Here is a 12,379-nt window from a genome sequence, read left to right on the forward strand (position 1 = left end):
CGATTAGTGGCGATTATTATGACACTACTGAATCATTACTTTACATGCCTATGCAGTTGGCTCAGTAAGAATGTATTGGCGTGTGAATGATTGCCAAATTTAACAATCTGTTAGGTATTTCTCTTTCCATTTGTCTACGATTGAACCGATAACAGAACTCACTCAGGTATTCTTGCAGGTACTTTCCTGAAACACTATGGAATGTCCCAAGTAAAAATGCTTTTAAGTTACCAATGGCAATATGAACCCAAGGCAGCCATTCATCAACAAGCTCACTGGGGGTAACCCTCGCTTCATGTTGTTGAGTCTTATCTATAATGTTCAACGCAGGTAAGCCGTCTGTATGCACTTTTTGCTGTATCTTAAGTGTTTGGTAACGAACTGTTCAACACTATCATGGCAAACGCTATTTGCAGCCTGCATAGCAATAAATCCAGCTCTTTTATCCTTTGCTTTCAACGGCAACTAAAACAGGTGTTTTACCTCCTGCTCCACGTCCACGCTTGCCCTTGCTTTTGCCACCCACTAACGCATCATCAATTTCAATGACCCCTGACAGTCTATATAAGCTGTCTCTATGGCCCATAGCTGTTCTCAGCTTACTTAATATCAAACGTGCCGTTCGCCAATTAACTTCAATGTGCTTACTCAGTCTTAATGCTGAAATACTGCCTTTATCTGAGCCTAAAAAGTAGATAGCCCAAAACCACTTAGTGATAGGAATACGGCTACCGTGGAATAATGTGTCTGCTGTGACCGATGTTTGTTTATGACATTGACTGCATTCATATACATTGCGGGTTGTAAGCTCATAGGCATGCTCACAAGAGCATCTAGGGCAAACAAAACCATTAGGCCATCTCATTTTCTTAATGTGATTTAAGCAATCAGTTTCAGCGCTGAATTGACGTTGCCATTCAAAAAAACTCGTTTCAGGCATTTTCATAGTAAATCTCACTTCTAGTCTTGATTTATACTATAAGAATAGGCCAAAACTGACTCAGATACATAGGCATGTTACTTTATACTTGTGTTTCTTCAGCATCCGTAACATTAGTTGTTGTTAGAGAAATACCGTACGCTTTAGCTACAATAACCATTTTGTCACCTAGGCGACGTAATTGGTTTTTAAGAGTTACAATATTCTGTACACTTTCTTCGTTTTCAGGATGAATCTGATAATCAAAATGCATTGTAGAAATTGCTAATTTATCGACCATTGCAATGCGCATCTCAATATCAGCCATTAATTTAGTAATCTCAGCTTGCTCGGACATAGATAGGCTATCGATGAAGGCAGGGCCTACTTTTTTACCTTTGTATTCGCCCATTAAGACATTTCTAATACCTTGGTAGTTCGAGGCAATATCACGGTGTGTGTTATCAGAGAAACAAGAATGCTCATCTTCTTCACTAGGAGTTAAAACAGCAACTGCAATACGCTCATTAGCTAATTCTGATTTAGCAAATACGCCAACACCAGCTAATATTTGTTTTAATGATGCAGCTTCATCGATATTTTTAGTTTCTTGATCGCCAGTTAATTCTGCTAATAAAGCGGCACGGTAAAGACCATTTTTACCACTAACTGAACTATCCCATGCACTAGATACTACGGCCAAGTCATCAACCATCTTTTCCGCTACTGCAGCCAAATAAGTAAGGCGACGTTGTGCTAATTTATCAGTTGTAAAATCAGACAGTGGACGTTGACCTGCAGTCAGAGCACCATTGGTAATAGTATCTTCGATCATGTTGTTGTAATCTTGATCTTGACCCCAAAGCATAAATTCAATTGCATGGTAACCCACTGCTACATTTGCATCACCACCATTTGTATTTAATGCACCTAATGCTTCTGGTGTGATTGCTGATACATCTACAGAGCTAACGTCTTCACCGCCAGGTGTAAACATGCCTTTAGTATCAATAATGTTACCACTAGTACGCTTATTATTAGCGTCCATAGTGTAGTCGATCATGTTTTCATCTAATGGCCAAGAGTTAAGTTCTCCTTCCAAACTACCGTAAGCTTCTGCTACCCAACCATCTTCAGCATCAATAGGACCATTTGAAAGGCGGAAGACTTCAGTCGTTCCGTAGCTTTCACGAGAAACTAACCAAGCCTCTTTAGCTGATTGTAACTTAGTTTCAGTCGGTGCTTTTGCAAAATCACTGATCGCAGCTTGTAATTTTTTAGCATCCATCACTGCATCTTGGTAATTAGAAGAAGCAATTGCTGCGTAAGTAGATAATGTATCCTGCTTAAAGTTCTGAGATGCGGCTGCATTAGACTGTGATGCTGCAGTTGTACTTGGCGTTGTGTTACAAGCAGATACTAATATTGCGCCAGCAATCATCATACATAAAATTGTTTTCTTCACTTTTGTTGCTCCTAAGATAAATTTAAACGTTATGTCTTGAATTCGATAGTTAAATAAAACATTTGTTGTTGACTGCTTCCGGCAATTTTATTGATTACTTTATGTGATTTGCTAAAGATTATTCCGTAATAGCTCGAGCTATTGGCGCACTCTTATCTCGAGACTGCCACTTAAGTATCAATAATACAGTGATCCAATAAGTACCTAATACCGCCAGGTCCCAACCAATGGGCTGTGAACGATAAGCAAAAAGTGAAGCTAATAGATTACCTAATATCGAGCCGTCACTAAGCACACTTGTCATGTTCCACATCGTGCTATATACCCAGCTAGGTAAATCAGTAGCCGCTAACGGGCCGCTCAATAATTTTTCTGATGCTGTTAATAACAAGGAAGCGCCGAGGAAAAGAAGCATAATTTCTGTTACTCGAAAGAACCATTTCCAAGAAATAACTCGGCCACCCAATTTCAATAAATAGAAGAGCACCATGGCAAGTGCTAAGCCAATAGCGACTGCCATGAAAAAGCTCATATAAGATGCGATCGAATCTAGTTGTAAAAGGGAGCCGTAAAGAAACATTACTGTTTCAGAACCTTCTCGACCCACTGCAATCATTGATAGAAAGAATACTCCCCACCAATTCTTTTCGTCTTGCAGGCTTTTTTCTAATCCACTTTCAATTTCTTTTTTTAGCGTTCGCCCATGGACACGCATCCACATGACCATTTGAACAATCAATGCACTGGCAAATGCCAGCATGCCGATCTCAAACCATGTTCGTCCTTCTCCACCCAATAAATCTGTTACACCAATTAATGTTAATGTCAGTAATGTAGCTAAGCCAAAACCAGCCAATATACCTGCAAATAACCATTTTTTGCCTATTTTAGCGTCTTCGCGTCCATCCATCCAAGCATAAAGGATCCCAATTACTAAGAGAGCTTCAATACTTTCTCGGCATACGACAAAAATAGTTTGCCCCATGATTTAATCCTTTGCTTTTACGATGATTTTGCCATGTATTGTTGGTGCAAAATCGTCAAAATAGTCATAAGTACCAACATCTAATGGAATTATTACTAGGCTAGTATCTGCGCCCATAAATAATACTTTTTCTTGGCGTAGCTGATTACTTTCAAATTCTGCAGGTTTAGCGCCGATATTACGTACAACAAGACGAAATTTGATCTTTTCAGGTACAGTCAATTCGGCTGGAATTAAATTACCGTCTTTCATTTCAATAAGATAAGTTGGTAGTTTGGTATAGCGGGAATCATTGATTTGTTGGCTAAAGCCATCAACCCCCTTTTTTACACTATTTGGGGAATCACTTTCGTCAGCCCATGATTTCACTGGTGAAAGAGAAGCAAATAAGATAAGAAAAAGTACACCGGTTAACTTCATGTTGAGTATCCATACATTTAGAATTGAAAATATGTGTTGAAAAAACATTAAGACTCTTCTATTTCTTACTTTTCAATTGGTTATCGATTGAAGAACATAGGAAGCTAAATGCCTTTCCCTCCACGATAATGATTATTATTCGTGTTTAATCAAAGCATGTCAAGTTAATAGAGCAAGGTCATGAATGTTTTTTGTATTGAAAAAGCTAACTTCTCGATTTTGAAATTGATCCAAACCACAATTAACTTATAGCCTAGTTGGTGAGCTTACGGCAGTATAGCGTGACATCATCAATTTACAGGCACAGCTTGACCTAGGCGGTTAAGCCTACGTTAATCTGTTTAGGTGGGGTTTATCTAAATGACTTAACTTTTGGTGATATAATTCCACGGTAAGTCATTTTCTGGGTGGGCTTTTACCTGCGCACTTTCCTGCTGTAATGTGGTGAAGTAATCAAAGACATTAATACCCGCTTCACTTGCCGTTGCGATAACTGAGGTAACCACATCACCAATCGTTGCGCCCAGTAATGTTTTGTGGAACATCGCATTTTTTCTGTCTCGCACGATGATTTTTAGCATCGATTCTATACGGTTATTATCGATTTTCACGCCTTTCATGTTGCAAAAATAACTGAGGCCAACATAGTGTTTAAGGAAATAGCGGATTGCTTTGCCCAGACCACTATTTTCTTCGACCGTTTCATTCGCGATATGCGCTTCGCCCCATGATTTAATGTCTTCCATGATGGGCAATGAGTGAGCTTGATGATAAGCAAGCCTAGCCACAGGGGATAGTTTTTCGCTTTTAGCAAAATCATCATTCCCCCATATTTCTCCATAGCGTTTGAGCACATACTCAACTTCCTCAGGAAAATGATTAATCACATCGACAAATTGTCGTCTGGCGTGGCTGTTACACAGTGACATTGTTGCCTCTCTTGCCGTGGGACGATTACTCGGTAATGCATCACTCATGATAACGGGCTTGCCACATGATTGACTGCGTTTATGCAAAATGCTGTCAATGAATTCACCTGCGTGGCCGATGTTGGTTTCAAACAAGACGATGGCATTATTATCTTTCAGTGTGGCGATAACCCCTGAGGTATAAATACCGCTACGCAGTCGTGTTTTATTGCTATTACGGACGGCTTTCTCGACCGGTTTAGCGTCTAAAATGCGGTGCGTCGTGTCATCCAGATAATAATGTTCGGCGTCTGAGGCTACATTAAAAAGCTGCTGGTACACAGGGTAAATATCATTACAAACCCGCTCAACTTGGTCAAAGACCGTTGAAGCGGTAATTTTTACCCCCAGTAGCTTTTGAATACTGCACTGACGATAAAAAGGCAATCCTGCAAAGTATTTATAAATGGCCATCAATGACCGCGCAGAGTAACCATACTTTTGCTGGCTTTCACCATCGACTAAGACGCCATCCGGCAGAGGCGCACTGAAATAAGCACCGCAAGTATTACAGCGAAGACGCTCCATCACATGCTGCTCAGGCTTGAACGGGCTTTGCCCTGTAATACGCAGTAAGCTACCAGGCTCAGTTTTATACACTTTACCGGTTAAGCACTCCGTACAGGTATCACCTTTAGCCACATCTGTCATTGCGTGAACGATAACGACGGGCTTAACAGGTGTAAAACCTTCACCTTCATCGTGTTGACGGTTTTTGCTTTTCTTACCGGATGCTCTCGCTTGCTTAAGTACGCTGGCAAGCTTTTCAGATGACTTTTCAATACCCAACAATTTTCGCAGTTTATGCACTGTGACATCATGGTGGGCTAACCGGTCTTGCATGCTCGCTAACGTCAGCAACGCATCAAGTAATAACTGACAATCCTCTGGACTTAACGCGAGGTTGTTCTCTTTGGCCTCACTGACTCGCGATATCAGCGATATCAGCGATTCAAGTGCGGGTCCATCAATATCGGTGAAGGGTTTACTCACGGTTTATCAACATTGTTTAGGCTGAAGTCGAGGTTGCTGGGGGAAGGATTATGATCCGATAACATTAACAATCAAGCACTAATATTGCTGTTTTTTGACTTAAATAAGATCGTGTTTTTGCCACATTGGATCGCAGTTCAGTAACAGCTGCCGTAACTGCTTGGCGATGAACGGTTCAATTTTTTGCTTTGAGCCTGGCCAATGTACAAACTTGCCTTTTGACAACCGCTTGGTCATCAACCAAAAGCCGCTGCCATCATATGATAATGCACGTACCATGGTTTTATTGCGGTTAATAAAGACGAACACCGAGCCAGAGCGAGGGTTAGCCGCTAATGTATAACGGCATAGTGCCGCTAAACCATCCATTCCCTGACGAAAGTCGACAGGTGCAATGGCGATTAAGATATGCGTCTCAGCGGTAAGATGTATCATGATTTCAACGCCCTGATCAGCGAAATAAGGGTTTGTGGATCATCAACGCCTGATAAAGACATGGTATCTCCGTGAGCAAATTGTAGGACTACGTTAAAAGTGGTTTGAGCAGATGATGTTGAAATGGGTAGGTGCACAAACTGGTGGGGACTGAGTTGAGGATTTACGCTATTTCGCCACTGTTTAAGCTGGCCGCCACTAATCCGTAGTGCGGATGTTATTTTGCTAGAAGAATAATGTTCGAGTAATCCGACGGCTTGTTCACGCAATGTATTGGGGGTTGGAGCCTGACGACTATTCCTGTTGGTACGCCAGGATTCAAAAGCTGTTGTGAGGGTTGATAAGGGATCTAATGTTGACATGATTGCATCCTGATTATTGAGTAGCGATCATTAAATCAGTTTACAAGATAGAAGTTGAACTATGCTGCCGTAAGCTCACCCTAGTTGGGACTTCAGTGATTTTCAAAGTAGTTGGCACTCTTTGCTTAAAATTTACGCTACATTTCTTGCTTTATTTTCAGATTTTTTATCTGGGTTCAGAAACACCTCCCCAATAGCTTCGCAGTTTCTTATACCGTTAGTCAACGTTTCGGATTTCTTGCCATCGTTCCTTCTAATACCAATCCGCATTAAATTATGATCTAATATGCTCACCACTTTCAAATTATTTTATACTGTGAAAAACTACACATCTGTTGAACTTGTTAAGCTATCAAAGTCAGAAACTATGCTGCCGTAAGCTCATAATGTACCCACCACCCACGTAATTTATCTGTAGTGGTACCGAGTTTACTAAGCTCTTGTGCTACTTGATGCTTGTAACTCAATGGGTGGTGTCATCTATGGCTAATATCTCAGCATATGACTGGGCAAGCTCCGCTGTATGTTGAAAACCAGAAGCGCTAATCACTTCTGAAGACATTTTATCATTACGGATCAATCGATAAGCCCCTTCAACTTTAGCCTCATTACCTTGACATGATAGAGCGATAGACTTACCACTACAACGTGCCATATCTGCAGCGACTTCGATTACACGGTCTGTGCGACGCGGGTCACCAAAGAAACCGTTTAAAAAGTGATTATATGACCATTGCTCTGCGTTGAAAATTGGCATCATTAATCTGCAAGTTAATTGAGTTATCCACTCTGATCATCAACTTTTAATAAAGTTCATTGTGGTAGAGATTTGTGTAGAAAAGTCAGCAAATAATCTGTCCAATGTGAACGCTTATGGAGTTAAGTACGAGATGCTTGATCAAGAAAATAACATGACTATCTATTATTATTCTTTCACGAAAAATATTCTCAAGTAATACTTCCCATCCATACGAATAGTAACTATTATCATTTATACGCGTCTTTACACTGATGCCATTGACGACTCAATCATTGCTTAAAGGTAAGTTTACCGCGACAGGATTAAGGATAACTGCATGTGTGATATCTCAGCCACTGGAACACAGGCATTTAATTGCTTTAAAGGTAAACGTAAACTGTGGGAGTTAAGCGCTAAACTGCTATGTCCGGTTATAGGTACCTGTTTGACGACATCTGAAATCCGTAAGCTGGCAGAAAAAATTGTCGATAAAGAACAGGCTCGAAAAAGTGATTACTGGCTACACACTTGGATCGTTTCCAACTGTGACGTTAAACATCACCTGTCTTTGACGGTACAAAAGCACCTAGATAAAAAATTCACTGCCGCTATCAAGCGTTTTGGTCTGATTAAATGCCGCGATGAGCTCAAACCAGTCTGGCAGCAACATATAGATCGAGGATCCAGCGCCGAAGCCCTATGGGCACTGTTAACGCACCCTTTGTGTGATCTGACTATTGAGGACATGGCCTATGAAACCATTCATATGTTGTCCCACCAAATTGGGGCTGGCCAGCGTGCCGATCTGAAACGTCTACACACTGTTGAAAAGGAGCTGTTAGAACTGAAAAAATCGTCAGATAAAAGTCAGCAAAAATCCCATCAGACGATCTCTAGTAAAGAGTGGCAGCTAGATGATCTACAACAACAGCTGGCTGATATTAAGGCGGACAATTTGCAACTTAAAGAGCACTGCCAGCGCCTAGAACGGCAAGGAAATAATAATGCAGCGGCGCTTGAACTAAAGCAGCTACAGAACAAAGTGGCGAGTCAAAATACCTCGCTCGAGATTTTAGATAAACAGAAACTGCAGTGGCAGCAAAAACTACAACACAGTAAAGATAACATTTTGGGTTTAACTCAAAAATTGCAGCTACAGAGGCAAGAATCCCGATCGCTAGAGGGGTTAGTAAAGCAGAGTCTGTCTCCCTGTAATAGATGCAGTGCGGCTTCTTGCACCGATTGTCCAGATCTTAAGGGTCTGAAAATTTTATGTGTTGGTGGCCAGCCGCGCATGACTGAACAATACAGGGAGCTGGTGTCTCGTTGTAATGGCGAATTCAGCCATCATGATGGCGGCGTCGAAGACCGTAGCAAGCGCTTAGATGCCATGTTGTGGTCTGCCGATGCGGTTATTTGCGCCTCCGATTGCATCAGTCACGACGCCTACTACAGATTGAAGCGATTCTGTAAGCAACATAATAAGCGTCACTTGTACATCCCCTCCTCTGGCATATCAAGCTTTGCTAAAGCGATGGATGATGTGGCCAATGAAATAAGCTGCGTCAACTTATAATGAATAACATGGCCATATATGGACGCTCCCGGTGAGTCAAGATAATACTCTGCTCACCAAAAGCTTTTGACCTTAGTTTTTATTTCAACATATCACTCTTGTCATTGCTTTTGATGCGACTCATTTACCGCTAAAAGCGGTTGTACTGCCATATATACCCATCATTCTTCAAGGTGCATGTTTTAACACCTGAAAATGGTCATTAATTCTACTTCCTAAAATATCACCTATCTGGGGAAGTGTTTGACTAAAAAATTCATCAATTTTATCCCTGAATTCTTTCGCCGTTGCAAAATATTTGTTATTTCTCACATGCTCATTCATTACCTTCCACAAACGTTCTATTGGGTTTAAATTGGGGCTGTAAGGCGGGAGGTAATGAAGCTCAATATTAAGCTCTTTTGCTTTATTCTTTACGACTTGTGCTCGGTGATAACCTGCACCATCTAAAATTAAATGAATTCGCTTATCACTGCCGTTATACGCTCTTATCTCCTCGAAAAAATGCTGAATAGTTTCACCATTCACTTTATCGTAACGCTTCACTTGAGCGGCAGCTAAGTCATTCAAATCAATTGCACCAACTAGATTTAATCGAGTCCGGCTACCCGTTGTTTCTATCGCTTTGTCATGCCCTGTTTTTATCCAGCCACAACTTACTTTTGTCGCTTGAGTTGGATGCATAGCATCCATAAACAATATAGGCTCATCAACTACTTCAGACTTTAACTTAGTGTACTGCTCAATAAAATCGGCTTGCTTTTTTTCATCAAACTTATGAGGGACGCCTTTAGGATATTTGTAGCTAAAGTTATGCTGATGAAGCCATTTATTTAAACCTGGGATAGAGAAGCGCAGCCCATGGTTTCTCCATATGTACTCAATGATTTCATACGAGCAGCGATAAGTGTTTAACATCAGGTGAGCCATAACCTCATCAGTTTGTGTTTCACTCAAATAAGGTCGTGAACCTCCATTTTCAGGTGCTAACTTATTTTTACTGACGTAATCATCAATATGCCTAACGATACTTGTTTCATGCAGTCGTAAGGCCTGAGCTATCATCGGTGTTGACCAGCCTTCAGAGCGAAGTAAAACGGCTTTAATTCGATCACGAACACGCCCATCTCGACTCTCGTCGTGAAGGGCTTCAAGATCTATTTTTTGCTCGATGGTCGTAAGCGGTCAATTAACCCCACATACCAATAAGGATCAGCCTTTGGCATAGTGCTTCTTTACAAAGGAGACGCTATGAATCAATCGCAAAAACATGACCACTGGACTCAAATACTGACTGAGTTCAAACAAAGCCAGTTACCGATTAAACAATTTTGTACTGAGCGGTCAATCCACTATCAAACACTTTACTATTGGGTCAAAAAACTCAAGAGTAAAGAGGCCAGGCAACAAGTTCAGCCAATTGTCTTTGACCAGGAAAGTGCTGATGTCGTGGTGCTATTATTACCTAACGGTATTCGCGCTGAACTTCCTTCTATGCTCAGTCAAACACAAATCAAACATTGGGTTGCAGCACTACTATGACTCCCACTGGTAACGTGTATTTAGTGTCAGGTGTCACCGACATGCGAAAGTCGATTGATGGATTGTCATTAATCGTCGCCGGCACACTTGAGATGGACCCTTTTAGTCAGGCTTGGTTTATCTTTTGTAATCGACAGCGTGACAAACTCAAAATCTTATTTTGGGATACCAACGGGTTTTGGCTTTATTATCGCCGTCTTGAAAAAGGCCATTTTAAATGGCCCACACCTCAATATGATGGCGCTATTCATATCACTAAGCAGCAATTACACTGGTTATTATCGGGATTAATGTTAGATAATCCCAAGGCACATCGACCGATTTATGGGCTAGAAGTGTAATGATGAATGTCGATCGCAAATTTCTACTTGAACGATCATTTTTCGCTGTCAGACTAAGGAGATTGATACCCACTTAAGCCCTGAGTAACCTTGACTGACTTACCTGATGACGTAGCGCAACTCAAAGCATTGCTGCAAAAACTGCAGCAAGAGAATACGTCTCAAAAAGTATTGCTGCAAGCTAAACAAGAGCAAGTAAGTGAGCTTCAAACTCAAATTAAACTGCTTATTGAGCAACTCAACCTCAGTAAATCTAAGCGCTTTTCGTCACAAAGTGAAAAAGTCGCTAAAGGTACGTTCAACGAAGCAGAGCAGCAACATGCGTTGCCTAAAGAAAATAAGAGTAAGGCTAAAACGGGTCGAAAACCTTTTCCTGAAGCGCTTGAGCGTGAAGTTTATCTGCACGAACTCATCGCCCCTTGTTGTGAATGTTGCCAAACACCCCTTCACGAATGCGGTAAAGAAGTCAGTGAAGCGCTCAAAATCATTCCACAGAAAGTCAGCGTTATCCGTCATGAGCGCACTAAATACGCTTGCCGTCATTGTGAAAAAATACAAGTCAGTAGTCGTGTCATTACGGCACCAAAGCCTGCGAGCATGCTGCCTAAAAGCATGGGCAGCGCTGAAACGTTTGCCGCTATTGTCACCGCTAAATACGTGGATGCATTACCACTGTATCGCCAGGTTGATATATTAAATCGCTCAGGAATTGATATCAGCAGAGGCACACTCGCTAATTGGTGTGTACAACTAGGTGATAAAGTCCAGGTCATTATCGATGCAATGAAGGATAAGCTTCTGAGCGAGAAACTCATTTGCGCTGATGAAACAACGGTACAAGTGCTTCGCGAGGAAGACCGAAAGGCCGAAACAAAATCGTACATGTGGGTGTATCGCAGTGGTGAATTTGCAGAAAACCCTGCCGTTATTTACGACTATCAACCGAGTCGTGCAGCCGCCTGTGTAAAGGATTTTCTAACGGGATACTCAGGCTATCTCCTGACCGATGGTTACCGTGCTTACGATACGCTTGAGCAAGTCACACAAGCGGCTTGTATGGCACATGCCAGACGTAAATTTACGGATGCACAAAAAGCATCGCCATCCAAAAAAGCAGGCAAACCCGAAAAAGCATTGAGTTATATTGCCAAACTCTACGGCATAGAAAAACAGGCAAAACACTTAACTTCCTAAGCGCGTCAACAATTGAGAAAGCAACAGGCCGAGCCCATCCTCAATGCGTTTTATGCCTGGCTAAACAGCCAACATGTTTTACCCAAAGGAGCATTAGGTAAAGCCATCGCTTACACCCTAAATCAATGGCCCAAATTGTTAACCTATCTTGAAGATGGGGATATCAGTATTGATAATAATGTCACTGAGCGTGATATCCGGCCGTTTACCACAGGGCGAAAAAACTGGATGTTCTCGACGTCGGTGGCTGGTGCTAAAGCCAGTGCGAACTTATACAGCCTTGTGATGACCTGCCGTGCCAATGATTTGAATCCCTACTATTATTTCTGTCATCTATTTACAGAATTACCCAAGCGTGCGCCATCGGATGATATGACTGATTTGCTGCCGTGGAATGTCGATTTAGGTGAAGCTGAGTAAGCTTCACCGGTTAATTGACC

At 41.6% G+C, this 12,379-nt stretch carries 11 protein-coding genes and 2 pseudogenes; 4 read left to right on the forward strand and 9 right to left on the reverse strand.

What is annotated here, in order from left to right; all coding sequences use genetic code 11:
• Positions 1 to 61: 61 nt before the first annotated feature.
• From EGC80_RS17145 to EGC80_RS17180, 8 genes and pseudogenes are all read right to left on the reverse strand, one after another.
• Positions 62 to 946, reverse strand: a pseudogene (locus EGC80_RS17145) (IS1595 family transposase).
• A 76-nt stretch (positions 947 to 1,022) separates the two neighbouring features.
• Positions 1,023 to 2,384 carry an imelysin family protein gene (locus tag EGC80_RS17150; RefSeq protein ID WP_206191808.1) on the reverse strand — a complete coding sequence of 454 codons (1,362 nt, stop codon included), beginning with the start codon at positions 2,382 to 2,384 and terminating at the stop codon, positions 1,023 to 1,025.
• A 118-nt stretch (positions 2,385 to 2,502) separates the two neighbouring features.
• Positions 2,503 to 3,369, reverse strand: a complete 867-nt coding sequence (locus EGC80_RS17155; RefSeq protein ID WP_124011534.1) for an FTR1 family iron permease — start codon at positions 3,367 to 3,369, stop codon at positions 2,503 to 2,505.
• A 3-nt stretch (positions 3,370 to 3,372) separates the two neighbouring features.
• On the reverse strand, positions 3,373 to 3,789 hold the full coding sequence (locus EGC80_RS17160) for a cupredoxin domain-containing protein (protein ID WP_164839487.1): 417 nt from the start codon (positions 3,787 to 3,789) through the stop codon (positions 3,373 to 3,375).
• A gap of 365 nt (positions 3,790 to 4,154) precedes the next feature.
• Positions 4,155 to 5,750, reverse strand: a complete 1,596-nt coding sequence (gene tnpC / locus EGC80_RS17165; protein ID WP_124693498.1) for an IS66 family transposase — start codon at positions 5,748 to 5,750, stop codon at positions 4,155 to 4,157.
• A 99-nt stretch (positions 5,751 to 5,849) separates the two neighbouring features.
• Complete coding sequence (tnpB, locus tag EGC80_RS17170; protein ID WP_124011537.1) at positions 5,850 to 6,185, reverse strand: IS66 family insertion sequence element accessory protein TnpB; 336 nt, start codon at positions 6,183 to 6,185, stop codon at positions 5,850 to 5,852.
• On the reverse strand, positions 6,182 to 6,547 hold the full coding sequence (locus EGC80_RS17175) for a hypothetical protein (protein ID WP_124011538.1): 366 nt from the start codon (positions 6,545 to 6,547) through the stop codon (positions 6,182 to 6,184). Before EGC80_RS17175 ends, tnpB (EGC80_RS17170) begins: the two co-directional genes overlap by 4 nt.
• A 463-nt stretch (positions 6,548 to 7,010) precedes the next feature.
• Positions 7,011 to 7,307 (reverse strand): IS4/Tn5 family transposase DNA-binding protein, encoded by a 297-nt coding sequence (locus EGC80_RS17180; RefSeq protein ID WP_124011539.1) that lies wholly within the window; start codon positions 7,305 to 7,307, stop codon positions 7,011 to 7,013.
• Between the two features lie 316 nt (positions 7,308 to 7,623).
• On the opposite strand from EGC80_RS17180, the gene EGC80_RS17185 reads away from it, so the two are divergent.
• Positions 7,624 to 8,862, forward strand: a complete 1,239-nt coding sequence (locus EGC80_RS17185; protein ID WP_124011540.1) for a DUF2325 domain-containing protein — start codon at positions 7,624 to 7,626, stop codon at positions 8,860 to 8,862.
• 168 nt (positions 8,863 to 9,030) lie between these two features.
• Here EGC80_RS17185 and EGC80_RS17190 read toward each other — a convergent pair whose 3' ends face one another.
• Entirely contained in the window at positions 9,031 to 10,035 is a 1,005-nt protein-coding gene (locus EGC80_RS17190) for an IS630 family transposase (protein ID WP_124693499.1), read from the reverse strand.
• A 78-nt stretch (positions 10,036 to 10,113) separates the two neighbouring features.
• Between EGC80_RS17190 and tnpA the strand changes: the two genes are divergently transcribed.
• The 3 genes and pseudogenes from tnpA to tnpC (EGC80_RS17205) all read left to right on the forward strand — a co-directional run bounded on the left by tnpA (position 10,114) and on the right by tnpC (EGC80_RS17205) (position 12,359).
• Positions 10,114 to 10,404, forward strand: a complete 291-nt coding sequence (gene tnpA / locus EGC80_RS17195; RefSeq protein ID WP_124011541.1) for an IS66 family insertion sequence element accessory protein TnpA — start codon at positions 10,114 to 10,116, stop codon at positions 10,402 to 10,404.
• Entirely contained in the window at positions 10,401 to 10,745 is a 345-nt protein-coding gene (gene tnpB / locus EGC80_RS17200; RefSeq protein ID WP_124011542.1) for an IS66 family insertion sequence element accessory protein TnpB, read from the forward strand. Before tnpA ends, tnpB (EGC80_RS17200) begins: the two co-directional genes overlap by 4 nt.
• A gap of 90 nt (positions 10,746 to 10,835) precedes the next feature.
• Positions 10,836 to 12,359: pseudogene (gene tnpC, locus EGC80_RS17205) on the forward strand (IS66 family transposase).
• Positions 12,360 to 12,379 lie beyond the last annotated feature (20 nt).

Source organism: Shewanella psychromarinicola (assembly GCF_003855155.1).
GTDB classification, from domain to species: domain Bacteria; phylum Pseudomonadota; class Gammaproteobacteria; order Enterobacterales; family Shewanellaceae; genus Shewanella; species Shewanella psychromarinicola.

Bases quoted from the DNA above. Each gene is read 5' to 3' on its own strand.
- EGC80_RS17155 (WP_124011534.1), bottom strand. From the start codon at position 3,369: ATGGGGCAAACTATTTTTGTCGTATGCCGAGAAAGTATTGAAGCTCTC.
- EGC80_RS17160 (WP_164839487.1), bottom strand. From the start codon at position 3,789: ATGAAGTTAACCGGTGTACTTTTTCTTATCTTATTTGCTTCTCTTTCA.
- tnpB (WP_124011537.1), bottom strand. From the start codon at position 6,185: ATGATACATCTTACCGCTGAGACGCATATCTTAATCGCCATTGCACCT.
- EGC80_RS17175 (WP_124011538.1), bottom strand. From the start codon at position 6,547: ATGTCAACATTAGATCCCTTATCAACCCTCACAACAGCTTTTGAATCC.
- EGC80_RS17180 (WP_124011539.1), bottom strand. From the start codon at position 7,307: ATGATGCCAATTTTCAACGCAGAGCAATGGTCATATAATCACTTTTTA.
- EGC80_RS17185 (WP_124011540.1), top strand. From the start codon at position 7,624: ATGTGTGATATCTCAGCCACTGGAACACAGGCATTTAATTGCTTTAAA.
- tnpA (WP_124011541.1), top strand. From the start codon at position 10,114: ATGAATCAATCGCAAAAACATGACCACTGGACTCAAATACTGACTGAG.
- tnpB (WP_124011542.1), top strand. From the start codon at position 10,401: ATGACTCCCACTGGTAACGTGTATTTAGTGTCAGGTGTCACCGACATG.